At 61.1% G+C, this 24,089-nt stretch carries 23 protein-coding genes; 7 read left to right on the forward strand and 16 right to left on the reverse strand.

What is annotated here, in order from left to right:
• The coding region (locus tag NBH21_RS25145) for a hypothetical protein (protein ID WP_252759595.1) at positions 1 to 183 on the forward strand (183 nt) is incomplete at its 5' end.
• A 277-nt stretch (positions 184 to 460) separates the two neighbouring features.
• Positions 461 to 2,404, forward strand: a complete 1,944-nt coding sequence (locus tag NBH21_RS25150) for a M23 family metallopeptidase (protein WP_250914791.1) — start codon at positions 461 to 463, stop codon at positions 2,402 to 2,404.
• Positions 2,405 to 2,541: 137 nt separating this feature from the next.
• Here NBH21_RS25150 and clpB read toward each other — a convergent pair whose 3' ends face one another.
• From clpB to NBH21_RS25185, 7 genes are all read right to left on the reverse strand, one after another.
• Positions 2,542 to 5,142 carry an ATP-dependent chaperone ClpB gene (clpB, locus tag NBH21_RS25155; protein ID WP_250914790.1) on the reverse strand — a complete coding sequence of 867 codons (2,601 nt, stop codon included), beginning with the start codon at positions 5,140 to 5,142 and terminating at the stop codon, positions 2,542 to 2,544.
• A gap of 216 nt (positions 5,143 to 5,358) precedes the next feature.
• Positions 5,359 to 6,015 carry a DUF4167 domain-containing protein gene (locus NBH21_RS25160; RefSeq protein ID WP_250914789.1) on the reverse strand — a complete coding sequence of 219 codons (657 nt, stop codon included), beginning with the start codon at positions 6,013 to 6,015 and terminating at the stop codon, positions 5,359 to 5,361.
• A 7-nt stretch (positions 6,016 to 6,022) separates the two neighbouring features.
• A complete protein-coding gene (locus tag NBH21_RS25165) occupies positions 6,023 to 6,241 on the reverse strand; it encodes a hypothetical protein (RefSeq protein WP_250914788.1) in 219 nt (72 codons plus the stop codon).
• A 103-nt stretch (positions 6,242 to 6,344) separates the two neighbouring features.
• Complete coding sequence (gene prmC, locus NBH21_RS25170) at positions 6,345 to 7,238, reverse strand: peptide chain release factor N(5)-glutamine methyltransferase (RefSeq protein ID WP_250914787.1); 894 nt, start codon at positions 7,236 to 7,238, stop codon at positions 6,345 to 6,347.
• Positions 7,235 to 8,314 (reverse strand): peptide chain release factor 1, encoded by a 1,080-nt coding sequence (gene prfA / locus NBH21_RS25175; protein WP_250914786.1) that lies wholly within the window; start codon positions 8,312 to 8,314, stop codon positions 7,235 to 7,237. The genes prmC and prfA overlap by 4 nt, the downstream gene beginning before the upstream one ends.
• A gap of 25 nt (positions 8,315 to 8,339) precedes the next feature.
• On the reverse strand, positions 8,340 to 10,607 hold the full coding sequence (gene ptsP, locus NBH21_RS25180; RefSeq protein ID WP_250914785.1) for a phosphoenolpyruvate--protein phosphotransferase: 2,268 nt from the start codon (positions 10,605 to 10,607) through the stop codon (positions 8,340 to 8,342).
• A 90-nt stretch (positions 10,608 to 10,697) separates the two neighbouring features.
• On the reverse strand, positions 10,698 to 11,972 hold the full coding sequence (locus tag NBH21_RS25185) for an aspartate kinase (RefSeq protein ID WP_099059430.1): 1,275 nt from the start codon (positions 11,970 to 11,972) through the stop codon (positions 10,698 to 10,700).
• A gap of 290 nt (positions 11,973 to 12,262) precedes the next feature.
• On the opposite strand from NBH21_RS25185, the gene mprF reads away from it, so the two are divergent.
• Both mprF and NBH21_RS25195 read left to right on the forward strand, forming a co-directional pair.
• Entirely contained in the window at positions 12,263 to 14,884 is a 2,622-nt protein-coding gene (gene mprF, locus NBH21_RS25190) for a bifunctional lysylphosphatidylglycerol flippase/synthetase MprF (RefSeq protein ID WP_280924975.1), read from the forward strand.
• Positions 14,881 to 16,245, forward strand: a complete 1,365-nt coding sequence (locus NBH21_RS25195; protein ID WP_280924285.1) for an AcvB/VirJ family lysyl-phosphatidylglycerol hydrolase — start codon at positions 14,881 to 14,883, stop codon at positions 16,243 to 16,245. Before mprF ends, NBH21_RS25195 begins: the two co-directional genes overlap by 4 nt.
• Before the next feature lie 236 nt (positions 16,246 to 16,481).
• Here the strand turns inward: NBH21_RS25195 and NBH21_RS25200 are convergent, their stop codons facing one another.
• Positions 16,482 to 17,201, reverse strand: coding sequence for an SH3 domain-containing protein (locus NBH21_RS25200; protein WP_250914783.1), 720 nt, complete (start codon positions 17,199 to 17,201; stop codon positions 16,482 to 16,484).
• Between the two features lie 314 nt (positions 17,202 to 17,515).
• Between NBH21_RS25200 and ubiG the strand changes: the two genes are divergently transcribed.
• On the forward strand, positions 17,516 to 18,289 hold the full coding sequence (gene ubiG / locus NBH21_RS25205; RefSeq protein ID WP_250914782.1) for a bifunctional 2-polyprenyl-6-hydroxyphenol methylase/3-demethylubiquinol 3-O-methyltransferase UbiG: 774 nt from the start codon (positions 17,516 to 17,518) through the stop codon (positions 18,287 to 18,289).
• The gene (locus tag NBH21_RS25210) at positions 18,286 to 18,837 is read left to right on the forward strand and encodes a DUF924 family protein (RefSeq protein ID WP_250914781.1); all 552 of its coding nucleotides are present in this window, start codon (positions 18,286 to 18,288) and stop codon (positions 18,835 to 18,837) included. Before ubiG ends, NBH21_RS25210 begins: the two co-directional genes overlap by 4 nt.
• A 37-nt stretch (positions 18,838 to 18,874) precedes the next feature.
• On the opposite strand, the gene NBH21_RS25215 is transcribed toward NBH21_RS25210, so the two are convergent.
• From NBH21_RS25215 to NBH21_RS25230, 4 genes are read right to left on the reverse strand one after another with little or no spacing between them, the layout of a single operon-like run.
• The gene (locus NBH21_RS25215; protein WP_250914780.1) at positions 18,875 to 19,303 is read right to left on the reverse strand and encodes a DUF1178 family protein; all 429 of its coding nucleotides are present in this window, start codon (positions 19,301 to 19,303) and stop codon (positions 18,875 to 18,877) included.
• Positions 19,300 to 20,160: a carbon-nitrogen hydrolase family protein gene (locus tag NBH21_RS25220; protein ID WP_250914779.1), complete on the reverse strand. Its 861-nt coding sequence runs from the start codon at positions 20,158 to 20,160 to the stop codon at positions 19,300 to 19,302. Before NBH21_RS25220 ends, NBH21_RS25215 begins: the two co-directional genes overlap by 4 nt.
• A gap of 11 nt (positions 20,161 to 20,171) precedes the next feature.
• A complete protein-coding gene (gene grxC, locus NBH21_RS25225; RefSeq protein ID WP_250914778.1) occupies positions 20,172 to 20,429 on the reverse strand; it encodes a glutaredoxin 3 in 258 nt (85 codons plus the stop codon).
• A gap of 56 nt (positions 20,430 to 20,485) precedes the next feature.
• The gene (locus NBH21_RS25230; protein WP_250914777.1) at positions 20,486 to 21,247 is read right to left on the reverse strand and encodes a ComF family protein; all 762 of its coding nucleotides are present in this window, start codon (positions 21,245 to 21,247) and stop codon (positions 20,486 to 20,488) included.
• Between the two features lie 92 nt (positions 21,248 to 21,339).
• On the opposite strand from NBH21_RS25230, the gene NBH21_RS25235 reads away from it, so the two are divergent.
• A complete protein-coding gene (locus NBH21_RS25235) occupies positions 21,340 to 22,221 on the forward strand; it encodes a methyltransferase domain-containing protein (RefSeq protein ID WP_250914776.1) in 882 nt (293 codons plus the stop codon).
• A 9-nt stretch (positions 22,222 to 22,230) separates the two neighbouring features.
• Here NBH21_RS25235 and NBH21_RS25240 read toward each other — a convergent pair whose 3' ends face one another.
• The 4 genes from NBH21_RS25240 to NBH21_RS25255 form a co-directional block, all read right to left on the reverse strand.
• Positions 22,231 to 22,404, reverse strand: a complete 174-nt coding sequence (locus NBH21_RS25240; RefSeq protein WP_250914775.1) for a Flp family type IVb pilin — start codon at positions 22,402 to 22,404, stop codon at positions 22,231 to 22,233.
• A 61-nt stretch (positions 22,405 to 22,465) separates the two neighbouring features.
• A complete protein-coding gene (locus NBH21_RS25245) occupies positions 22,466 to 22,783 on the reverse strand; it encodes a hypothetical protein (RefSeq protein ID WP_099059441.1) in 318 nt (105 codons plus the stop codon).
• A gap of 108 nt (positions 22,784 to 22,891) precedes the next feature.
• Positions 22,892 to 23,305, reverse strand: a complete 414-nt coding sequence (gene mutT, locus NBH21_RS25250) for an 8-oxo-dGTP diphosphatase MutT (protein WP_250914774.1) — start codon at positions 23,303 to 23,305, stop codon at positions 22,892 to 22,894.
• Entirely contained in the window at positions 23,302 to 24,081 is a 780-nt protein-coding gene (locus NBH21_RS25255; RefSeq protein WP_250914773.1) for a GNAT family N-acetyltransferase, read from the reverse strand. Before NBH21_RS25255 ends, mutT begins: the two co-directional genes overlap by 4 nt.
• Positions 24,082 to 24,089 lie beyond the last annotated feature (8 nt).

The raw sequence follows: 24,089 nt of genomic DNA on the forward strand, positions 1-24,089 counted from the left end.
AGAGACTTCGTCGCCAGCAGCGCCGCCGCCCTCGTCAGTGAGCGGATGTATAATCCCACCCCCTCAATCAAGTCAACACCATCTATCACAAAAATTACAAAAATCACACAACACATTGATTATAAAACAAAATCCTGGAATACACACAAACACCCCGCCGATACTGCCAAACCCAAAAGCTGAAACACAGACAAAAACACCGGAAACGACACTCGAAAGCCAACTCCTCTAGAGAGAAGCAGAGCCGATGCAGGATCGAGATGCCAGCACTAGAGCCTGCAGCCACGGACTGGCCATCTTTCTGTCCCGTCAATTCCATATTTGGGTGTTCTAGAGATACGTACAGGCGCGCATGCCCGCTGCTTCGCCGCCGGATTTGACGGGGAGCAACGAAATATGCAGATGTACCCGCGATTGGAAAAACGGAACCTCGCCCCTTGAACGGACGGATGCCGACCGCATGACGACGGACCGCAATATGCTGCGATCGCTAGGTAGCGAAGCGCCGATTCTGGCCGATGGACATCGGGCGCCGGACCGGCGCGAGATCTCGCTACGCTGGCTTTCCGGCACCTTTCTGACCGGCATCACCTCCTGCATTCTTATGGGTGTGGCGCTCTTTGCCGCTCTCGACGGGCGCCAGCAACTGGCAATCCCGGCGGAAGCCTTTGCCGTCACCGGTGGAGACGATGCCCAGGCGGAAGCCGTTACGCGCGGTTCTCGCCTGTTCGGTCCGAAGATCGCTGCCCGCCCCGTCGACAAGGCTATCCTTGAAGTGCCGACCGTCACCCACGATGGCGAACGCGAGGTGGTCCGCCGCCAGCCCTTCGCCCATGTGAAGATGGGGCTGGCCGCCAACTACCAGGTTCAGGAAAGCTATCCGCCTTTCGACCCGCTGACGATTTTCGCAACCAACGAAAAATCCGCAGCCCTCGCAACCCGGACCGGAACGCTCTACGGTTCCGACGTCGAATCCGAAGTCAGTCTGAAGACGGTTCCCTTCCCCACCGGCGTGAGCACGCATCCCTTCGCGGGCGAGATGTCCTTCGATGAAGTCGAGGAGAATGTCCGCTCGAACGGCTCGGTGCTGACGGATGGATCGAGCCAGGTGGCCGCGCTCTACTACATCGACCCGCGGCGCTTCGACACGGACGACGATGATACGATGGACATTGCTTCTGGCCTGACCGCGCGCGTCGTCGAACAGAACATGACGGTCGCCGCACCGGAACTCCTGACGCCGGATACGCCGGAATATGCCGACGATGTCCTGCCGGTCCGCCGCCCTCAGGGCATCGACGCGGTGATGATCGCCGCAGGCTATCCCAAGGCTAAGGCCGAGGATGTCGCCCGGGTACTCGAACCCCATGCAGGCTCGAAGGATCTCAATGAAGGCGATGTATTGCGCATCGGCGTCATTCAGCGCGGCGAAGAAGTTCGCGTCGTGCGCATCAGCCTCTACCGGAAGGGCAACCACGTCGTGACTCTTGCGGTCAACGATGCCGGCCGGCTCGTCCAGGGCGAAGAACCGCCGAAGCTCGACGCGGTCGCAACCGCATTCAATGACCAGGCACCGGCAGTTCTCACCGGCCGCGACCTGCCTCGCGCCTATGACGGCATTTATCGTGCCGCTCTTTCCTACGGCATGAGCAGAGAAATGACGTCTCTGGTCATCCGCCTGCTGGCCGCAAACGTCGATTTTCAGGCGCAATTGAAGCCGACAGACACGATGGAGGCCTGCTTTTCAGTGCAGGACGATACCGGCCGCGCTACCGACGAAAGCGAACTGCTTTACGTCCGTACACGTTTCGGGGATACGACCACGTCCTTCTATCGCTTCCAGAGCCCCGACGACAATTCGGTCGACTATTATGACGAGACTGGCAAGAGCGTCCGACAGTTCCTGTTGCGTAGCCCGGTTCCGAACGGTCGCCTGACCTCCGGTTTCGGCATGCGCCGGCATCCGATCCTCGGCTATTCGCGCATGCATACCGGTACCGACTGGGCCGCGCCGCGTGGCACCCCGATCATCGCCTCGGGCAATGGCGTGGTCGAGAAGGCGGGCTGGGCTTCGGGTTACGGCAATCAGACGATCATTCGTCACGCCAACGGCTACGAATCCTCCTACAACCATCAGAGCGCCATCGCCAAGGGCATCACCCCGGGCACCAAGGTCACCCAGGGTCAGGTCATCGGCTGGGTCGGTTCGACCGGGGAATCCACCGGGTCCCACCTGCATTACGAGTTGATCGTTAACGGCACCAAGGTCGACGCCATGAAGGTTCGCCTGCCGGGCGGCAAATCGCTGGAAGGCGATGCACTCGCCCGCTTCCAGGACGAGCGCAAACGCATCGACGCGCTTCTGGCCCAGGGCGGCAAGCCCGCCGAAGTGGCGAGCAATTAGTATTCTCCCTCTCAACGTTTCGAGTAAGCTGGTGGGTCACACTGCCAGCCAGCTGGGTCAGGCCAAAGTCGGGCGGACAACGAAAATGGCGGCCACAAGGGCCGCCATCCGTATTTCGCATCCTTCCATGAGCAGTTTTACGCTGCTTCGCTGACCTTCCGCACCGTCGAGAACAGCAGGCGGTCCGACCCGGCACTGACCTTGACGGTGGAACCGTCGGCGATCGAGCCGGAAAGGATCTGCTCGGCCATCGGGTCCTGGACGAACTTCTGGATCACGCGTTTCAGCGGGCGCGCGCCATAGACCGGATCGTAGCCCTTATCCGCCAGCCACTCGCGTGCATCCGGCTGCAGGTCGATGGTGATCTTCCGCTCTGCCAGAAGCGCGGTCAGGCGCTTCAGCTGGATATCGACGATCGCGCCCATTTCGCTCCGGCGCAGCCGGTGGAACAGGATAATTTCGTCGACGCGGTTCAGGAACTCCGGCCGGAACGACGCCTTCACCACATTCATGACCTGATCGCGAACCGCTTCGCTGTCCTGATCATCCCGAAGACCGGTCAGATATTCGGCGCCAAGGTTCGAAGTCATGATGATGATCGTGTTCTTGAAGTCCACGGTGCGGCCCTGACCATCGGTCAGGCGTCCGTCATCGAGCACCTGCAGGAGCACGTTGAAGACATCCGGATGAGCCTTCTCGATTTCGTCGAACAGCACGACCTGATAAGGCTTGCGACGAACCGACTCCGTCAGCGCACCACCTTCCTCGTAACCGACATAGCCGGGAGGCGCACCGATCAGACGGGCCACGGAATGCTTCTCCATGTATTCCGACATGTCGATGCGAACCATCGCGGTCTCGTCGTCGAACAGGAAGCGCGCCAGCGACTTGGTCAGCTCAGTCTTGCCGACGCCCGTGGGGCCCAGGAAGATGAACGAGCCGATCGGCCGGTTCGGATCCTGCAAGCCAGCACGCGAACGGCGAACCGCCCTCGAAACCGCCTGCACGGCATCACCCTGGCCGACGACCGACTTCGCCAGTTCGTCTTCCATCCTGAGCAGCTTTTCGCGCTCGCCTTCCAGCATCTTGTCGACCGGAATACCGGTCCAGCGCGATACGACATGCGCGATCCCATCGGGTGTCACGACTTCCTGAACCATAGAAGAAGCATTGCTGTCGCTCGCCTCCGCTTCAGTCAACTGCTTTTCGAGCTTAGGGATCTCGCCATAGGCAAGCTCGCCGGCGCGCTGAAACTCGCCCTTGCGCTGGGCAATCGCCAGTTCGTTGCGTGCATCGTCAAGTTGCTTCTTGAGATCCGCGGCAAGCCCGAGCTTCTGCTTTTCCGACTGCCAGCGGGCCGTCAGGGCATCAGCCTGTTCTTCCAGCGAGGTCAGTTCGGTTTCGAGCTTCGCCAGCCGGTCGGCGGACGCGGTATCGGTTTCCTTCTTCAAGGCTTCGCGCTCGATCTTGAGCTGGATGATGCGGCGGTCGAGCTCGTCGAGTTCTTCAGGCTTGGAGTCCACCTGCATCCTCAAACGCGATGCCGCCTCGTCCATCAGGTCGATGGCCTTGTCCGGCAGGAAGCGGTCGGTGATGTAGCGGTTCGACAGGGTGGCGGCCGCAACGATCGCCGAGTCGGAGATCCGTACCTTATGGTGCTGCTCGTATTTTTCCTTCAGTCCGCGCAGGATCGAGATCGTATCCTCGACCGTGGGCTCCTCGACCATGACGGGCTGGAAGCGCCGCGCCAGAGCCGGGTCCTTCTCCACATGCTTGCGGTATTCGTCAAGCGTGGTTGCGCCGACGCAATGCAGTTCACCACGCGCCAGAGCCGGCTTCAGCAGATTGGAAGCATCCATGGCGCCATCTGCCTTGCCCGCGCCCACCAGCGTGTGCATCTCGTCGATGAACAGGATCACATTGCCGTTTTCAGCCTGGATCTCGTTCAGAACGGCCTTCAACCGTTCCTCGAACTCACCGCGATACTTGGCGCCGGCAATCAGCGCGCCCATGTCGAGCGCCATCAACTGCCTGTCTTTCAGGCTTTCCGGCACGTCGCCGTTGACGATACGCAGAGCGAGACCTTCGGCGATGGCCGTCTTGCCGACGCCCGGTTCACCGATCAGTACGGGATTGTTTTTCGTCCGCCGCGACAGGACCTGAATGGTGCGACGGATCTCGTCGTCGCGGCCGATCACCGGATCGAGCTTGCCCTCACGGGCTTCCGCAGTCAGGTCGCGAGCGTACTTCTTCAGCGCGTCGAAGCCCTGCTCCGCATTTGCGTTATCGGCGGTCCGACCCTTGCGGACCTCGTTGATGACCTGATTGATAGCCTGGGCCGTAACACCAGCCTTTTTCAGTGTGGCGGAAGTCGAAGCCGAGGATTCGATCGCCAGCGCCAGAAGCAGCCGTTCGACGGTGACAAAGCTGTCTCCGGCCTTCTTGGCAGCGTCTTCGGCCGTCGAGAAAACCTTGGCCAGCGGCTGCGAAAGGTAAACCTGACCATTGCCGCCCGAAACCTTCGGCAGCTTGGACAGCGCTGCATCATTGGCGATGCGCGCTTCCTTGGGGTCGCCGCCGGCGCGGGAAATCAGCGAGGACGCCATACCCTGATCATCGTCGAGCAGCACCTTGAGGACGTGCTCGGGCGTGAATTGCTGATGGCCTTCGGAAAGCGCATTGGTCTGCGCCGACTGCAGGAAGCCGCGAACGCGCTCGGAATATTTTTCGATGTTCATAAGCCAGTCTCCGTTTTCCGTCCTGCCCGGACCGGCACAGGACGGCGATTGAGGATGGCCCCCTATAAGGCGGGCCGTGGGGACGATGAATGATCCCTTCGAGCGAGATATGGTAAGCGGTTTTTACCGTTTAAAGAGGCGCTTAAACGAAAAAACTCCGGTCGGAGACCGGAGTTTCTCATTCGTCAAGATTGCTGGATAGAGATCCGGCGATCGTTATTCCGAAGCGGCCTCTGCCAGCGCGGGCGCGGCCTCCGCGGCGGCACCATCCGCGCCTTCGGCAGCTTCGCCGGCGGCGTTGGCGCGGCGCGGCTGGCGACGCGGGCGGTTGGAAGCGCTGCGACGACGCGGCTGGCGCTCTGCGGTTCCCTCCGCTTCGCTTTCCTCTACGGCAGCGGCAACTTCGGCGGGGATCTCCTCGATCACCGGCTGCGGGCCGGAGCCGGCGATTTCGACCGGTCGCTGCTGTTGCGGCTGCGGCTGATGCTGTGGCTGGGAAACGGCAACCGGTTCGTCCATGCCGTCGATGTCGTCACCGAAATCATTGCGATCATCCCGGTCGTCCCGCTGGAAGCGTTCCTGCATCTGCGCCTGGGCGGCAGCGATGATCCGGTTGTAGTGTTCAGCGTGCTGCAGGTAATTCTCGGCCATGACCCGATCGCCGGCGCTCTGGGCATCGCGTGCGAGAGCGGAATACTTCTCGGCGATATGCTGTGCCGTACCGCGAATCTTCACGTCGGGACCCGAGCTGTCATAGGTCCTCGTCAGAGGATTGGCACCCTTGCGGTTGAAGTTGTTTCCTCCTCCGCCACCGCCGCCACCGCCGCCGTTGTTACGCCCCCGACCACGCTTGTTCTGCTGTCCTGGCCTCATCGATAATTCACCTGAATTCTTCTGTTGTGCTGATAAAAGGCAGCGCTTCTGGTTCTGGTTGGACCGGACCAAGGCTGCGCCTGCCGCGGGCATATTGCGCCACCGCTTCTTTGCCGTTGGTGAAAGTCAAGTTTACTGAGTTACGCACCGGGATTGCTCGCCCCGCGAAGCTCTGTGACGAGCGGAAATCGAAGCAGACCCCAGACCCGAACGAATCTTCGTTCATTCCCCGCTGCCCGTTGCGTGCCCGCAAGCTATTACGCTTCATTGCGAAAACCAAGCCTTTTCTTTAAAAAGGCAAAATATCCTTAGCATACGCAGCAAACTTGTTACGTCCGCCTTGGATGAAACAACAGGACCCGGTCGTTGCCGCCATAGTCCTGCCGCGCGTCGAGCAAGGAAAATCCTTTAGCCTCAAATATTTGGGTGACCGGTTGCTTCTGATCGTAACCGATTTCCAGTCCCACAACGCCTCCCTCCGCCAGATGCGAGACCGCGTTGTCCGCGATCGCGCGATAAGCGAAAAGACCATCCTGGCCGCCATCAAGTGCCCGTTCGGGATCAAAATCCCTGACTTCGGGCTCAAGCGCTTGGACCACTTTTGTGGGTATATAAGGCGGATTTGACACGATGATGTCGAAGTGTCGTTCTTCGATCTTCTCGAACCAGGCGCTTTCAAGCACCTCAAATCTCTCACCGACGCCGTTAAGATAGGCATTGTTTGCGGCGATTGTAAGGGCGCCGGCAGAAATATCCGTCCCGGTTGCTTGGGCGGTCTCGCATTCTTTCAGAAGGGCCAAAGCGATCGCGCCGCTTCCAGTGCCGAGATCGAGGATTAGCGCCCCGCCCTTCTTGGCCGCAACACGCCTGAGATGCGGCAGGATGGCATCGACGAGGATCTCCGTGTCGGGACGCGGCTCGAGCGTTTCCGGCGAAAGCTTGAGGGTAAGCCCATAAAAATCCCGTTCACCAAGGATGCGATGCACTGGCTCGCGGACTGCCCGTCTGTCAATTGCTGAGCGGACAACGATAGCCTGCTCGGCATCCACCGGCTGATTGGCGCCAAGAACGACAGCCGTCGCCGAAAGCCTCAACAATCCACTGACCAGCACCCGCGCATCCGTCGCCGGATCGGCAAGACCTGCTGCGGCGAACCGCTGCCTTGCTTCGGCAATCAGGCTCCCGACGGTATCAGGACCGGCCTTTTCTGCTTCCTCGCTCACGACACTTCGCCAAGCTGGGCAAGCTGCCCCGCCTGATAGTCGGCGATCAACGCATCGACCATCTCGTCGATTTCGCCCACCATCATGCGATCAAGCTTGTAGAGGGTCAGGTTGATGCGGTGATCCGTCACCCGCCCCTGCGGAAAATTGTAGGTGCGGATACGTTCTGACCGGTCGCCGGAGCCGACCTGGCTCTTGCGGTCGGCCGAACGTTCGCTATCCGCCTTCTGCCGTTCCATGTCGTAAAGCCGCGAGCGCAGAACCTGCAGCGCCTTGGCGCGGTTCTGGTGCTGCGATTTTTCCGAGGAGGTCACGACCAGCCCCGTCGGAAGATGGGTGATACGAACGGCGGAATCGGTCGTATTGACGTGCTGGCCGCCTGCGCCGGACGCACGCATCGTATCGATGCGGATGTCTTCGGGCCGGATCTCGATGTCGATCTCCTCCGCCTCCGGCAGCACGGCAACCGTCGCGGCGGAGGTGTGGATGCGTCCGCTCGCCTCCGTCTCGGGAACGCGTTGCACCCGGTGCACGCCGGATTCGAACTTCAGCTTGGAGAACACGCCGCGTCCGGTGATCGTCGCGATGATTTCCTTGTAACCACCGGCTTCCCCCTCGCTGGAGGAGAGCACCTCGACCTTCCAGCCCTTGGAACTGGCGAAGCGCTCGTACATCCGGAAAAGATCGCCGGCGAAGAGAGCAGCTTCCGAGCCGCCCGTGCCGGCACGGATTTCGAGGATGGCGCTCCTCTCGTCCGCCGCATCCTTGGGCAGAAGCAGGATCTGGATATCCTTCTCCAGCGCCTCGATGCGCTCCTCGACCTCCGGCAGTTCCATTTCGGCTAGATCGCGCATGTCGCGGTCGGTGCCCTTGTCCGCCAGCATCGCCTTCAAACCCGCCACCTCGGAAAGCGCACCCTCATAATCGCGGATCTTGCGGACGACTGGCTGCAGTTCAGCATATTCGGAGGCGAGCTTCACATAGACATCAGCCGCTGGCCCTGCGGACATGCGTGCCTCTATCTCGCCGAAACGGCGTTCGAGTTCGCGCATTTTCTCGACAGGAAGCTTCGCCACCCTTCGTCACTCCACATTCATAAGGTCAGAGAGGAATATTGTGATCCGCTGCGAATTTTACGAGCAGGTCGCGCAGCGGCTGTTGCGAATGATGGTCATCCAGTGCAGGCTCCAGCAACTCCGACAGTTTGGAAATATCGAGCCCGAGCAGCATTGCCTTGATCGGGCCGATCGCCGTCGGCGACATCGAAATCGACCGGAAACCGAGCCCGAGCAGGGCCATTGCCGAAATTGGCTTGCCTGCCATCTCGCCGCAGAGCGTCACCGGCGTCTGGTACCGCTCGCTGGCCCGAACGATGTCTCTGAGGATCCTCAGGAATGGACGCCCGAGCACGTCGAAACGATCGGATACACGTGCATTGCCACGATCGACCGCCATCGAGAACTGGAACAGGTCGTTCGATCCCACCGAAACGAAGTCGACTTCCTCCATCAACTCGTCGAGCTGCCAGAGAAGCGCCGGAACTTCGAGCATCGCGCCGAACTGCAGCTTCTTGGGCAACAGGTGGCCGAACTTCGAGAGGTGCTGCACCTCTTTCTGCATGAGTTCGCGCACGGCCCGGATTTCCGCCACCTCCGTCACCATCGGCAGCATCATCTTGAGTTCAGCGCCTGCTGCAGCCTTGAGCAGCGCCCGCAACTGGGTGCGCAGGAGGCCGGGCCGGTCGAGAGACAGGCGGATCGCCCGCCAGCCGAGCGCCGGGTTTTCTTCTTCGTGGCCGCGGAAATAGGAAACCACCTTGTCGCCACCGATATCCAGCGTGCGGAAGGTGACCGGCCGACCACCCGCCTGTTTCAGGACGCTGCGATAGAAGCTTTCCTGCTCCTCGCCCTTCGGCATGGTGGAGGCGATCATGAACTGCAGTTCCGTGCGGAACAGGCCGATGCCTTCCGCGCCGGAATCGGCAAGCTGCGGCAGATCGACCAGAAGGCCGGCATTCATCTGCAGCTTGATACGCTTTCCGTCCCGGGTAACAGGTTCGATATCCCGCAAGGCGCGAAACTGTTCCTGCCGCCTCGCACGAAGCTTGACCTTTTCCTCATAGGCCTTCTGCAAATCGGCCATCGGGCGGATATGCACCTTGCCGTCGTCACCGTCGATGATGACGGGATCGCCGTTTTCGGCAAGCGCCACGGCACCCGCCGACTGCCCGACCACGGCAATGCCCATGGCGCGTGCGACGATAACGACGTGGCTGGTCACCGCGCCTTCTTCCAGCACCAGTCCGCGCAGGTTGGCGCGTGGGTAATCCAGCAGTTCCGCAGCGCCCATGGCACGCGCAAATATGATCGCGTCGGCCGGGAACCCGTCTGCCACGGTGCGCGGCGAGAAGCCGGTCAACTGGCGCAGGAGCCGGTTCGCCAGATCGTCGAAATCATGCATGCGCTCGCGGAGATAGGGGTCCGTCAGGCGGATCATCCGCGCCTTGGTGTCGCTCTGCACCTTCTCGACAGCCGCCTCGGCCGTCAGGCCATTGTGGATCGCCTCTTCCATGCGGCGCACCCAGCCCTGGTCATGCGCAAACATGCGGTAGGTCTCGAGCACCTCGCGATGCTCGCCTTCCATGGAAACCTCACGGCGGGACAGCATGTCGTCGATGGATAGCCTGAGGGAGCCGATCGCATCGGCGAGACGCCGGATTTCCTTTTCGCTGTCCTCATTGAGAAGATTGGTAACGACGATGCGCGGCTCGTGAAGCACGACATGACCAAGCCCGATGCCTTCGGAATAGCTGTCACCATCGATCGTGACGGCACGCGTGAGATCGAGTTCGAGACCCGGGCGGGTGATCTTTTTCAGTTCGCCGGTCGCGATCATCTCGGCCAGCACCATGGCGGTGGTTTCGAGCGCTTCAAGCTCGTCCTCCCGATAGTTGCGTTGCGCCTTGTTCTGAACGACGAGAACGCCCAAACTGCGGCCGGCGCGAAGAATCGGCACGCCGAGGAAGGAATGATAGATTTCCTCGCCCGTCTCCGGCAGATATCGGAAGGCGGGATGCGCCTGGGCATCTGACAGGTTGAGAGGTTGCGCCGAAGCGGCAATCGTACCGACGAGACCCTGCCCCATCTTGAGCTGTGCAAGGTGCACGGCCTGCTTGTTGAGACCTTCCGTCGCGTAAAGTTCGAGAACCCCGTCCGCTCTGAGCACGTAGACGGAACACACCTCCGCGACCATGTTGCTCGCGATCTGGCGAACGATCTGGTCAAGCCGCTCCTGCGGCTCCAGCGGTTCCGCCATAAGTTCGCGCAACCGCTTGAGGAGGACGCGTGGACCCGCGGAAAGGTCTCTCATCGCCGGCATGCTCCCGAATACATCGTTGGTCGGGCGTTCTCGCCGCCCGCGGGGTCAGACCGGCGAGGATGGCGATTCCGCTTTATGGAATCAATTCTTATCGAGGCCGTAGCAGGAATGCAAAGTCCGAACTGCGAGTTCGGCATAAGGACCGTCGATCAGGATGGAAATCTTGATCTCGGAGGTGGTGATGGCCTTGATGTTGATGCCCTTTTCGGCAAGCGACCGGAAAGCGGTGGCGGCAACGCCGGCATGGCTGCGCATACCGATGCCGATCACCGAAACCTTGACCAGTCCCTTTTCGCTCTGGGCGACGTCGAAGCCGATCTTCTCCTTGTTTTCGGAAAGCACGGCAAGCGCCTTGTCCACATCGCCGGAAGGCACGGTGAAGGTCATGTCGGTCTTCGAACCGTCTTCGGAGATGTTCTGAACGATCATGTCGACATTGATGTGCGCCTCGGCCAGCGGCCCGAAGATCGCAGCGGAAACGCCCGGACGGTCGGCGAGCCGACGCAGCGAGATCTGCGCTTCATCCTTGGCGTAGGCAATACCGGTGACGACTTCCTGTTCCACGATCTCATCCTCATCGCAAATCAACGTGCCGGGCGGGTTCAAAAGATCGCCCATGCCCGGCGCATCGGGATCTTCGAAGCTCGAGCGCACGAAAGTGCGCACCTTGTGGACCATGGCGAGCTCGACCGAGCGCACCTGCAGGACCTTTGCGCCGAGCGAGGCCATTTCGAGCATTTCCTCGAAAGCAACCTTCTTCAGGCGGCGAGCCTTCGGCTCGATGCGGGGGTCCGTGGTATAGACGCCATCGACGTCGGTGTAGATGTCGCAGCGGTCAGCCTTGACGGCTGCGGCAATCGCCACGGCCGAAGTGTCGGAGCCGCCGCGACCGAGCGTCGCGATGCGGTTGTCCGGGCCGATGCCCTGGAAACCGGCAACCACCGCCACCTGACCTTCACCCATGCGGCGAATGATGTCGGAGCCGTCGATTTCCTGAATGCGGGCCGCGCCATGGGCGTTGTCGGTCTTGATTGCGATCTGCCAACCCTGCCAGGAACGAGCGTTCACCCCGATCGACTGCAGCGCGATGGCCAGAAGGCCCGACGTCACCTGCTCGCCGGAAGCGACGATGGCGTCATATTCGCGAGCGTCATAAAACGGTGATGCAGCACCGGCAACTTTCGGCATGTTCTGCACCCAGTCGACGAGCTCGTTGGTCTTGCCGGACATGGCCGAGACGACGACCGCCACCTCGTGGCCGGCATCGACCTCGCGTTTGACATGTCGGGCAACGTTATAAATGCGTTCGAGATTGGCGACGGATGTTCCGCCGAATTTCATCACGATGCGTGCCATTGCCTTGACCGTATGCCCTTGCCATGCGCCGGAAGTCCGGCAAAAGATGTTGCGCCCCGAAAGGCTCTTGGTTGCGGGGCTTTTAGCGAATAAGCGAAGCTGGCGCAACGCCCATTTCGAACTGGACGGTACGCCCGCGGCGAACCTCTGGCGAACTTAGGAAGCCTTGCGGCGGCCGCCATAATTTGGCGCAAATTGCAGTGACAAGCATGCGACCCGCAGCCTGCGAACCGGATGAAGATGGTGGCAGCCGGTTCCAGGGACAACGCCACCGGCCGGAACGAGGACCCATGAGTTCGAGCGCAAGAGACGATAATACAGCCTTCGGACCGGACGAAACCGAGGATGCGCTCGACCGGCGCCACGGCCGGCTGGCCCGATATGCGAAGCCTCTGGCGGCGGTCCTGACGGTTTTTGTCTTCGCACTAGTCGGCTTCGCCATATACCGGTTGACCGAAGAGGTGAGTTACGACGACGTCGTCCGCGGGCTGGCCGCGACCAGCCCGTCCTCGATCCTTCTTGCCGTGTTCTTCACGGTTCTGAGCTTTGCCACGTTGTGCCTCTACGACTGGAATGCCCTGTCCTTCATTGGCAGGAAGCGTCCTCTCGGCGAAGTGGCCCTTACAGCTTTCAGCGCCTATGCCGTCGGCAACGTCGCAGGCTTTGGCGCGCTCTCGGGCGGCGCGATCCGTTATCGCGCCTATGCACGCGCAGGCCTTGCCCCGGACGAGATCGCCCGCATCATCGCTTTCGTGACGCTGTCGTTTTCGCTCGGCCTGACGATCATAACCGCGGTTGCCCTGATCCCCATGTCACCGGAAATAGCGCCGCTCGTCGGGCTCGATCCGGTCTGGCTGCAGACATTGGCTATTCTCATCCTTGCAGGATTGGGACTTGCCTTCGTGATCGCACGCATCGGCCGCAATTCGGCCTTTGGCTCCGTCTTCCGCTTCGTCGATTCCCGTACCCTGTCGCGTCAATTCCTTGTCACCGTCGTCGACATCGCCTTCTCGGCCTCGGTGGTCTATGCATTGCTGCCGGTCGGCGCAGCCATTTCCTGGCCCGCCTTCTTCGCCATCTACGCCGTCGCCATCGGTCTCGGCATTGTCAGCCATGTGCCGGCCGGCATCGGCGTCTTCGAAACCGTGATGGTTGCGGCGCTCGGCGGCCAGGTCGGCACCGACCAGATCCTCGCGGCTCTCATTGCCTACCGGCTGATCTACTATGTACTGCCGCTGCTGATCGCCATCGTTCTTGTCACCATCACGGAACTGCGTCATGTCGCCGACAAGCAACTTCCCGCCGGCATGGTGCGCACCGCCTCCAGGATCGCTCCCCTGCTTTTGGCTACGCTGACCTTCATTCTGGGGGCCATGCTGATCGTGTCGAGCGTCACGCCAACACCAAGCGACAACCTCGAATTCCTCGCCGGTTTCCTGCCGCTCCCGATCGTGGAAGGAGCGCATTTCCTTGCAAGCCTCACCGGCCTCCTGCTGGTCATCGCAGCACGCGGTCTGTCCCAACGCCTCGATGGAGCCTGGTGGACGACCCTCATTGCAGCCGGCGCGGCGCTGGTGCTTTCTCTCCTGAAGGCCGTGGCGATCGTCGAGGCATCCATGCTCGCCGTTCTGATCTTAGGCCTTTTAGCCAGCCGCCGGCTGTTTGTAAGGCCCGCGTCGCTCTTCCGTCAGGCGCTGACGTCTTCATGGCTGCTGGCCATTGCAGTACTCTGCATCGGCGCCGTGGTGGTCATGCTGTTCGTCTATCGCGATGTCGAATACAGCCATAATCTCTGGTGGCAGTTCGAATTCGAGGCGGATGCACCCCGCTCGTTGCGCGCCATGCTGGGTCTTGCGATCCTGTCTTCCACCCTTGCCCTTTTCGGCCTTCTGCGACCCGCCTCCCTGCCGGTTGCGCCATCGGACCCGGACGCCATTGCGAAGGCCATCGCCATCGTCGCCACACAGGATATCGCAGACGCCAATCTGGTGCGCACCGGCGACAAGGCGGTGATGTTCTCGCCCGACGGTGACGCCTTCATCATGTATGGCAAGCAGGGACGCTCCTTCATCGCCTTTCTCGATCCTGTCGGGCCGCGCAAGGCCCGTGCGGAACTTGTGTGGCAATTCGTGGAAACGGCGCGCGCTGCCGGCTGCCGCGCCGTATTCTATCAGGCTTCCCCTGCTCTCCTGCCCGCCATCGCCGATGCCGGCATGCAGGCCTTCAAGCTCGGAGAAAGCGCACTCGTCGATCTAGAACGCTTCGACCTCAAGGGCGGACGCTGGGCAACATTGCGCCAGACGGCAACGCGCGCCGAACGCGACGGCCTGAGCTTCGAGATTGTTCCGGTCGAACAGGTGCCTACAATTCTGGAAGATCTGCGCGCGGTATCCGACGCCTGGCTCGACGAGCATAACGCCAAGGAAAAGGGCTTTTCACTTGGCACCTTCACCGACGAATACATGCTGGCGCAGCCGGTCGCGCTGCTACGTTTCGAAGGACGGATCGTCGCCTTCGCCAACATGCTGCTGACCGACACCAAGGAAGAAGCATCCATCGACCTCATGCGCTTTTCCCCCGATGCGCCGAAGGGCGCGATGGATCTTCTTTTCGTAAAGCTGCTCACCGAGTTGAGGAACGAGGGTTACAGGCATTTCAACCTCGGCATGGCGCCGCTGGCCGGCCTTTCGCGGCGCGAGGTGGCGCCCGCCTGGGATCGCATCGCCAACACATTCTTCGAACACGGCGAGCGCTACTACAATTTCAAGGGGCTGCGTGCCTTCAAGTCGAAGTTCCATCCCGAGTGGCAACCGCGCTATCTTGCGGTATCCGGCGGCCTCAACCCGATCATCGCATTGCTCGATGCGACCCTGCTGATCGGCGGCGGATTGAAAGGCGTGGTGAAGAGATGAAGACGATGCTGATGAAGACCGCCTCCGCGCTCCTGGCTGCGGCAACCCTTTCCGCGCCGGTTTTCGCGGACGATGCAAAGTTCGATACCGGAATGATACCCGCGCCGCTCATCCTGATGCCGGAAGACACCCCGCAAGCGGTCATCTTTCTCCTATCGGACGCTTCCGGCTGGCAGGACCAGGACCAGAAGGAGGCCGAACGACTGAGCGGTAACGGTGTGATCGTCGTCGGCATCGACACGCCGAGATATCTCGCGTCGCTCGCCAAGGACACCGACGACTGTATCTACACGGTTTCGGACATCGAATCGCTCAGCCATCAGGTTCAACGCGAGGCAGGCAACGCTTCCGTCTTGCAGCCGATTGTCGCCGGTCGCGGACTCGGCGGCACCATGGCGCTGGCCATCCTCGCGCAGACGCCGCAGGCCACCATCGGACAGACCCTAGCCGTCGATCCCGAGGCCAGTATCCCCCTCATCAAGGAACTCTGCACACCGGCCGACAAGACGGCGCAGGGCGACCATATGATCTACGGCCTGACGGACGGCGAACTGCCGGACCCGGCGACCGTGATATTCACCCCGGCAGCCCCCTCCGATGGACGCGACCATGTGAGCGCGTTGGTGAGCAAACACCCTGACATCGATGTGAGAGATGGCAAGGACGATGCCATCACGGCGTTGAGCGCCACGCTGGACGAACTCATCGCCGCCGAGAGCCAAACCGAATCGCCGCTCGGCCTGCCGCTCTCGATCCTTGATGCCACGCCGGCACGCGATACCATGGCCATCATCTATTCCGGCGACGGCGGCTGGCGCGACATCGATAGCGAGATCGCGGGCTTTCTGCAGAAAGGCGGCGTTCCGGTCGTTGGCGTCGATTCGCTACGCTATTTCTGGTCGGCGCGCACCGCTGTCGAAACATCCGCCGATCTCGAACGCATCATTCACGCCTACAAAAAGCGCTGGAACGTCCGTCATGTTCTCCTGATCGGCTATTCCTTCGGAGCGGACATCCTGCCCGCAAGCTACAACGGCCTCAGCGACAAGGCGAAGAGCAGCATCATCCAGCTAAGCCTGCTCGGACTTTCCCACGAGATCGACTGGGAAATCTCCGTATCCGGCTGGCTTGGCGCCAGCGGCGGCTCGGGAGCCGGCGATCCGGTGGATGACATCCGCAAGATCGATCCAAAGATCGTTCAGTGCCTTTACGGCGCAGACGACGATGAAGATGCCTGCCCGGCTCTCCAGGGAACCCCCGTCGAGGTTATCCGGCTGGAAGGCGGTCATCATTTCGATGGCGATTACGAGGCCTTGACGAAACTGATCGTCGATGGGCTCGCGCGGCGCCTCGGAGGTTGAAGGCCTTCCCCATTCGCTCTCAAAGGTTCGGCCTCTGGGATTGTAGCCGGACGGCCATGCTCAGGTTCCTGGGGCCGTTATTAAGGAACTCGAAGAGCATGCGATGCCTGTTCTCCCGCAACCTGCCGGCCGATGCCGCGTATAAACCTTCCGCACCACGCGCGCTGCGCTGACAGCGCATGTACAAAAATGGCGGCCTTGCGGCCGCCATCTGGATAGTTTTTCGGAAACTGATATCAATCGCTGCCTTCACGCCCACATTCCGACGAGCCGGGGATGACGCATCTGTTGCGCCTCACTCCACCCTGCTCGCGTGGCGGACGAGGCTCCTCGGCGCGAGGCGGCTGATTGTCGCGCGCGCCGTCATGCCGCGCCGGTGGCGGGCGATTCCGGTTCTCTTCCTCCCGCCGCGGCGGCCGATTCCAGTTGTTGTCATCATTCCTGTCATAACGCGGTGGCGGACGATCCCAGCGATCAGCGTTGTAATCGGGGTCGTAGCGCGGCGGACGAGGGCGGTTCCAGTCGCCGTCGTCATAACGCGGCGGACGAGGACGATAATCGTCGCGCCACCGGTCACGATCACGATAAAAGTCGCGACTGCGATAGTAACGGTCCCAATAGTTGTCTATCGAGAAGGTGATAATCGGAATACCGAGCGGACGATAGTATTCCGGACCGACATAAACCCGTCGCTGCGAGTAGAGCGCCTGCAGATAGGTACCTGATACCCAGCCCCGGTATCCGGCATAGGAAACGTCGCACCAGTTGGCGGTCTGCATGCAGCCCTTGATATCCACGCGGGCGCCGTAGGGGATAACGATGACGGCCGGATAGCGCGTGCTTGGGCCGGACCGCATGTTCACATTGGCGGTAGAATAGGCGGGCGCCGCCTCCGCGACTGCCGGTATGACGATTGCCGCCAGCAGTCCAGCCGCCAGAATTGACAGTTTTTTCATTCAGGTGACTCCTCGGGTCCCCTTTTCGGGGCTTTTATTTCCTGACGCATCAACGCTCGGACAGTCCACCATGTTCCGCCTTTTCGGCGGCATTGCGGCAAATTGCTCGTGCCTTCAGCCAGCTGCAACTTATGCGGCACCAGTGCCTTTCGGCCCAATAATGCGTCGCAGTACTGATCTAGAAAATCCCGCATGAATGAATCTTGAACGACGCCCCATGACGTTCGCGTTTCCGGCAGATGAGTTCACGGCCCTTGACTTTGGCACCCGATCGTCCGACTTGAACTGCCAGAAGACTGAGGGAGATCCGGTTCATGAACGCTGAGGCCCGCACCACCATCGACCAGTCGGAAGTCGACCGCTTTTCCGCCATGGCGGCGGAATGGTGGGATCCGACCGGCAAGTTCAAGCCGCTGCACAAGATCAATCCGGTACGCCTCGCATATATTCGCGACCAGGTGTCCGCCCATTTTGGTCGCGACCCGAAGGGGCACCGTCCGCTGGAAGGCCTGCGCATCCTCGATATCGGCTGCGGCGGCGGCTTGCTTTCGGAGCCCGTCGCCCGCATGGGCGGCGATGTGCTCGGCGCCGACGCCTCGGAGAAGAACATCAAGATCGCCATGACTCATGCCGGCCAGACCGGCGTCACCGTCGATTACCGGGCAGTGACGGCGGAAGCACTGGCCGAAGCCGGCGAGACATTCGACGTCGTCCTGAACATGGAAGTCGTCGAGCATGTCGCCGATGTCGATTTCTTCCTGACGACCTGTGCCTCCATGGTTCGCCCCGGTGGCCTGATGCTGGTCTCCACCATCAATCGCACCTTCAAGGCTGCCGCCCTTGCCATCGTCGGCGCAGAATATGTGCTGCAGTGGCTCCCGCGCGGCACCCACCAATACGAAAAGCTGGTGCGGCCCGAAGAGATCGAGGCGCCGGTGTCGAAAAGCGGCATGCAGGTGGTGGAAATGAAGGGCGTATTCTTCAACCCGCTCCAGAACCAGTGGAACCTCTCCTCCGACATCGATGTCAACTACATGGTGCTGACCCGCCGTCCGGCCGAGCCTGCGCCATCCGAGGCCACGAAATGACCACGCCTGGCGACATTCTCGCCTTCTGGACCGCGGCTGGACCGGAGAAATGGTTCGCCAAGGATGATGCATTCGATGCCTTCATCCAGAGCGATTACTTGGCCCCACATTTCGCCGCTTCACGCGGCGAATATGTCGCATGGGAAGAAACGGCGGAAGGAGCGCTTGCCCTCCTGATTCTGCTCGACCAGTTTCCCCGTAACCTGTTTCGCAGCAGCGGCCATGCCTTTGCAACCGATGGGCTCGCCCGCGCCGTCGCCCGCCGGGCGCTGGATCGGGGGTTCGGCGAAATCGTCGATCAATCGCTGGCTATCTTTTTCTATTTGCCCTTCGAACATTCCGAGGATCCGGCGGACCAGGAACTCAGCGTCTCGTTGTTCACCCAGCATTTCGAACTGACAAACGATCAACTGGTCATGAACTACGCGTTGGAGCACAGGGATATCATCGCCCACTTCGGCCGATTTCCCCATCGCAACGCCGCTCTCGGCAGAGAGACGACGCCTGAGGAACAGGCCTATCTAAACGATGGTGGCTTCAAGGGCTGATTGAAAAAACAGTGCGTCCGAAGAGGGCCGTCACGCTTCAGTTCGTATCGTCCGGCAGCATCGGTAGTGGTGCAATCTCGATTCCCTCATCGATCAAGGAGTTCACCTCGTTCAACGAAGCCTGCCCAATGATGCCGCGAGCCTCGGTTTCCCCGTAATGGATCTTCCGGGCTTCCTCTGGGAAGCGCTCGCCGACATCCTCGCTGTTGGCGCGAATGGAGGCGATGATCTCCTTGAGCTTGGCCGCCGCCTCTTTCTGTGCCTCGTTGACCGCCAGGGCGCCAATCTTCTCCTTGTGCCGCGCGGTCGATATCGAAGGCGCCATCAGCACCTTCGATATGTCGAGCGAACCGCAGACAGGGCAAGCCAGGAACCCGCTTGCCTTCTGGCGGTCAAAGTCAGCGCTCTCCGAGAACCAGCCCTCGAAGTCGTGCGCATTCTCGCAGATGAGAGAGTAGCGGATCAAACGGTCACGCCCCCTTTCGCCAGCAGCGGAGCGACAATGTCGACTTCGAAGTCGCGGGCGTTCTTGAGATTGGGGATCTTCGCCCGGGCAGCCTTCACCGCACCGGTATCGATATCGGCAATCACGACGGCCTCGCCTGTTCCGCCGGCCGAGGCCAGCACCTTGCCCCATGGATCGACGATCATCGAATGGCCAAAGGTCTCGCGACCGTCCTCATGCACCCCGGCCTGAGCGGCGGAAATCACGAACGCGCCGTTCTCGATGGCCCGGGCCCGAAGTAGCACTTCCCAGTGTGCCTCGCCCGTCTGCCGGGTGAAGGCGGCCGGGGTCGTCAGGATTTCGGCTCCGGCCAAGGCCTCCGCCCGGAAGAGCTGCGGAAAGCGCACGTCGTAGCAGACGCCGAATCCAAGCCTTGCGAACGGAAGATCCGCTACCACGGCGCGCGAACCCGGCCGATAGACGGCGCTTTCGCGCCAGCTCTCGCCGTTGTCGAGATCGACGTCGAACATGTGAATCTTGTCGTAACTGGTGATCTTGCGGCCATCCGGACCGAACAGGAAGGCGCGGTTGGCAATCTTCCCATCGGCAAGCAGGATCGCGGTCGAACCGATATGCAAATGGATCGAAAGCTCGCGGGCAAGTTCTGAAGCGGCCCTGACGACGATGTCAGTGTCCTCGTCGCGCAGGATGGCCTGCAACCCCTTGCGGTCCTTCTGGATTGCTCCAGTCATCTCCGGCGTCTGTACATAGACGGCACCGTGAGCGGCAGCTTCGCGCACGAGCCGAACCATCGAGGCGACATTCTTTTCCGGGTCGACACCCGAGCACATCTGGACGGCAGCAACCTTGAAACTCATGTCAATATTCCTCAGTTGGCGAGCAGCGGATCGAGCTTGCCGTCCCGATCCAGCGCGTAAAGATCGTCGCAGCCGCCGACATGAACGTCACCGACGAAAATCTGCGGGAATGTCATCCGGCCATTGGAGCGGGAAATCATTTCCTGCCGAAGCTCCGGCTTGTCCGTCGCGTCATGCTCGAGATAGGCGACGCCCTTGGACTCCAGCAGGCTTTTCGCACGGGCGCAATAGCCACAGAACTGTCGCGTGTAGATGGTCACCGATGCCATGGAATACTCCGGTCAGGTAAGCGTGATGAAAGGAGACGGGGCCGTCCCGATCACGCTCATATAGGACCGGACAATGCCCTTGCAAAGGTTAAAACTGTGACATTGGTAGCCCCCGCTTTCTTGAGCGCTCGCGTTGCCGAACTCACCGTCGCACCTGTCGTATAGACGTCATCGACCAGCACGATACGCCGCCCGAACACGGCGGGGGACAACTGTTCCGGCACGATGAAGGCTCCCCGAACGTTGAGTTCGCGGGCATTGGCTGTCAACCCGACCTGTTGGCTGGTACGCTTCCGTCTCACAAGCGCCTGCGGCTCGAACCGCCGACCGGAAAGCCGCGCCACGTGCCGTGCCAGTTCCGCCGACTGATTGAACATGCGGCTGAACAGCCGGCTGCGATGAAGCGGAACGGAGACCACGCAATCGCAGGAGGAAAGGGCTTCTCCTCCGGCCCTCACCATCCACCCAGCCATCATCGGCGCGAGGTCTGTCCGGTCGCGATATTTGAGGGCGTGCACGAGATAGCGGGCGATGCCGTCATGCACGGCAACCGAGCGCAGACGATCGAATGCCGGCGGATTGGCAATCGCCTCGGCCGACACCATGCCCGCGCCCGGATCATGCCCGAACGGCGTGCCGAGCACCTCGCAGAACGGCCGTTCGATGAGCCGAAGCTCCGACCAGCAGGAAGGACATAGCGCGCCATGCCGCCCCGTACGCACATGACAGTGGGCGCAGCCGGGAGGAAAGACGGTATCACGCAAGCCGCCCGCCACACGCAATGGCAGATCGACGATGACCGACCTGATGACCGACATGGAATTTTGCTCTATGCGACCCGACATAAGGTTGACATTAGGCGCTTGCCGGCGCCTTTGCCAGACCGTGAATTTCAAGAGGATGTCTTCTGATGGAAAGGCTTTTCGACGATCGGCTGATTGCCGCCAACCGCAGGCGTGCGCTGTCGGCCATGACCGAGGGCGCCGATTTCCTGCTGGAGATCGCCGCAGGCGAAATCGCCGATAGACTTTCGCTGGTCGAGCGCCGCTTCGAAGATGCCGTCGAACTGCATGGCGCCACAGGTCTCACCGCACGCGCCGCCCTTGCCACCGGCAAGATCGACCGGCTGGAACGCATCGAGGTTGCACCGGACCTTACCTCCGGCGCAGAGAGCGTCCGCGAAGCAGCATGGGAAACGGTGCCGCTGGAACCCCAGTCGGTCAATCTAGTGCTCTCTCCGCTATCGCTGCACCTCACCAATGACACGCCCGGCGTGCTCGTGCAGATCCGCCGCGCCCTGAAGCCCGACGGCCTGTTCCTCGCGGCAATTCCCGGCGCCGGCACGCTTGCCGAACTGCGCGACGTACTGCTCGCGGCAGAGGCGGAACTCTATGGCGGCGCAAGCCCGCGCGTCATACCCTTTGCGGATATTCGCGACATTGGAGGGCTGCTGCAGCGCACCGGTTTCGCCCTGCCCGTCATCGACGAAGAGAGTTACACAGTCCGCTATGATTCGATCTTCCCGCTCATGCGAGACTTGAAGGCCATGGGTATGACCAATCCGCTGCTCGGGCGCAGCAAAAAGCCGGTAAACAGGGCGTTTTTCATGAGAGCAGCCGAGCTTTATGCGGAGCGCTATTCAGACCCGGACGGGCGTATCCGCGCCACCTTCTCCATCATTTATGTCTCGGGATGGGCTGCGCATGAAAGCCAGCAGAAGCCGCTGAAGCCGGGATCCGCGAAAATGCGCCTCGCCGACGCGCTCGATCCGAACCGCAAGCCTACGGAATGAGGAACCGGCTCAGTTGCCGGTACCGGTCACGTTCGTTTCGATCGTGCCGAACATGTTCTGAAGCGCACCGCTGAACGCGCCGAAACCACCGATCAACGCAGCTCCCATGATTGCCGCCAGCAAGCCGTATTCGATAGCGGTCGCGCCCTGTCGGTCTGCAAGGAATTTCCGGACGAGATGCATTTCGTTTCCCGCGAGTGATGACCGAACGGCCGAGAAATTATGACTTGTCTGAAATATTGAATCAGCACCCGTCGGCGCCATAGCCGTCGACGATGCAAACCGATCCCGGTGTTTTCTGAAGAACGCTGCGACGGATCGTGTAACGCTTGCCGTTATCCGAGCGGTTGATCGACCCTGTGCTGAGCATGTCGTACTCGTCCGGCTGGAAAGCGAGGCTCTTTCGCTCCGTCTTTCCGGCAAGCATCGGCGTCAGGACAAGCGACAGGGCAATCACCGCCGTGCCAAACAGCAAGGCGATGTTCAAAACTCCAGTCTTTCCCGACTTTTGCGAAGACCGCTCTCTCGACCGGACGGTCTTCCAGAAATCCTCGTTTACCATGACACGCTCCACGCACGCTCTAACGCATGAACAGAAGCGAGCTTTGCCTGATGGTGATAAACTTTGGGTTAAGAACGTCCTTAAAACGTCCTTAAACTGTAGGATATCCTAAAGCAGATCCTGGAGGAAGGGAATGAGCGGCTCGTCAGCCGGCGGCATGGGGTAATCGCGCAGTGCCTGGGGACGAACCCACTTGATCGCCTGCCCTTCCTTGCCATGGGCAATGCCCTCGTAACGACGGCAGACGAAGAGCGGCATCAGCAGATGGAATGTCTCGTAGGTATGGCTGGCGAATGTCAGCGGCGCGAGGCACGCCACCTTGGTCGTAATGCCGATTTCTTCTTCCATCTCGCGGATCAGCGTCTCCTCGGGGGTCTCACCCGGCTCGACCTTGCCACCCGGAAATTCCCAAAGGCCTGCCAGCGACTTGCCCTCCGGCCTCTGGGCCAGAAGGATGCGGCCGTCGCTGTCGATCAGCGCGCAGGCCGCAACGAGAAGGATCGGCTTTTTCCCGTCGCTCATGCGTCTTTCCCCTTGCGCCAGTAGTGGTAGCGATAGGCTTCCTTAAAGCCGAGCTTGCGGTAAAGGGCGAGCGCGGGCTCGTTATCCGCAACGACCTGCAGCCAGGCACGCCGGGCACCCCGCATGCGGGCCCAACGCAAAGCCGCGGTCAGCACCTCAAGGCCAAGCCCCTTGCGCCGCTGGTCGTCCGCAACAGCAAGCGACATGATGCCGGCAAGATCGTTGTCCTGGACGCACAGCGTTGTCGCGACCGGCCCACGTTCGGCTGTCTCGATAACGAAGAGGCCGGTCGGCGGCTTGATCGCGCCGATGATTTCTGCAAGAGCCGGCTTCAGCGCAGCGTCCTCGGCCTGCAGCTCGAGGCTTGCATCGACATAGCGACCGACATCATGTGTCGGGAGATGATCGAGCGTATCCGGCAACACGATCTCCGAGAGATCGCAGGTCATCGTGACCACGTCCTCGAAGCACTCCCAGCCTTCCGTCTCCAGATGATTGATGAGCTGCTTGGGTGCCAGCGGGGTCTGGCGAACGATCAGCGGGCGACCGTAGGAAGCGAACTTCCGCCCGGCCTTCTCCAGCCGGATCGCGATGTCGCGACTGTCGGAGGGATCGAGCGCGACGATGCAGTTCAGCCGCTTGGACGGATGTCCGCCGGTGAGCCGGATCTGCCAGCTGCCGTCATATTGCACATTTGCCGCCGGCCAGGCCCGGAAGCCCACGGCTTCCAGCCGACGCACCAGCGGCAGATTGTCTTCAAAGGGTACAGCGAGCATTCTGGTCG

The organism is Ciceribacter sichuanensis (genome assembly GCF_024055605.1).
Taxonomy (GTDB): domain Bacteria; phylum Pseudomonadota; class Alphaproteobacteria; order Rhizobiales; family Rhizobiaceae; genus Allorhizobium; species Allorhizobium sichuanense.

What these genes read in the sequence shown, in the direction of transcription:
- NBH21_RS25150 (WP_250914791.1), top strand. Translation starts at nt 461, where the DNA reads ATGACGACGGACCGCAATATGCTGCGATCGCTAGGTAGCGAAGCGCCG.
- clpB (WP_250914790.1), bottom strand. Translation starts at nt 5,142, where the DNA reads ATGAACATCGAAAAATATTCCGAGCGCGTTCGCGGCTTCCTGCAGTCG.
- NBH21_RS25160 (WP_250914789.1), bottom strand. Translation starts at nt 6,015, where the DNA reads ATGAGGCCAGGACAGCAGAACAAGCGTGGTCGGGGGCGTAACAACGGC.
- NBH21_RS25165 (WP_250914788.1), bottom strand. Translation starts at nt 6,241, where the DNA reads ATGAACGAAGATTCGTTCGGGTCTGGGGTCTGCTTCGATTTCCGCTCG.
- ptsP (WP_250914785.1), bottom strand. Translation starts at nt 10,607, where the DNA reads ATGAGAGACCTTTCCGCGGGTCCACGCGTCCTCCTCAAGCGGTTGCGC.
- NBH21_RS25185 (WP_099059430.1), bottom strand. Translation starts at nt 11,972, where the DNA reads ATGGCACGCATCGTGATGAAATTCGGCGGAACATCCGTCGCCAATCTC.
- mprF (WP_280924975.1), top strand. Translation starts at nt 12,263, where the DNA reads ATGAGTTCGAGCGCAAGAGACGATAATACAGCCTTCGGACCGGACGAA.
- NBH21_RS25195 (WP_280924285.1), top strand. Translation starts at nt 14,881, where the DNA reads ATGAAGACGATGCTGATGAAGACCGCCTCCGCGCTCCTGGCTGCGGCA.
- NBH21_RS25200 (WP_250914783.1), bottom strand. Translation starts at nt 17,201, where the DNA reads ATGAAAAAACTGTCAATTCTGGCGGCTGGACTGCTGGCGGCAATCGTC.
- ubiG (WP_250914782.1), top strand. Translation starts at nt 17,516, where the DNA reads ATGAACGCTGAGGCCCGCACCACCATCGACCAGTCGGAAGTCGACCGC.
- NBH21_RS25210 (WP_250914781.1), top strand. Translation starts at nt 18,286, where the DNA reads ATGACCACGCCTGGCGACATTCTCGCCTTCTGGACCGCGGCTGGACCG.
- NBH21_RS25220 (WP_250914779.1), bottom strand. Translation starts at nt 20,160, where the DNA reads ATGAGTTTCAAGGTTGCTGCCGTCCAGATGTGCTCGGGTGTCGACCCG.
- grxC (WP_250914778.1), bottom strand. Translation starts at nt 20,429, where the DNA reads ATGGCATCGGTGACCATCTACACGCGACAGTTCTGTGGCTATTGCGCC.
- NBH21_RS25230 (WP_250914777.1), bottom strand. Translation starts at nt 21,247, where the DNA reads ATGTCGGTCATCAGGTCGGTCATCGTCGATCTGCCATTGCGTGTGGCG.
- NBH21_RS25235 (WP_250914776.1), top strand. Translation starts at nt 21,340, where the DNA reads ATGGAAAGGCTTTTCGACGATCGGCTGATTGCCGCCAACCGCAGGCGT.
- NBH21_RS25240 (WP_250914775.1), bottom strand. Translation starts at nt 22,404, where the DNA reads ATGCATCTCGTCCGGAAATTCCTTGCAGACCGACAGGGCGCGACCGCT.
- NBH21_RS25245 (WP_099059441.1), bottom strand. Translation starts at nt 22,783, where the DNA reads ATGGTAAACGAGGATTTCTGGAAGACCGTCCGGTCGAGAGAGCGGTCT.
- mutT (WP_250914774.1), bottom strand. Translation starts at nt 23,305, where the DNA reads ATGAGCGACGGGAAAAAGCCGATCCTTCTCGTTGCGGCCTGCGCGCTG.
- NBH21_RS25255 (WP_250914773.1), bottom strand. Translation starts at nt 24,081, where the DNA reads ATGCTCGCTGTACCCTTTGAAGACAATCTGCCGCTGGTGCGTCGGCTG.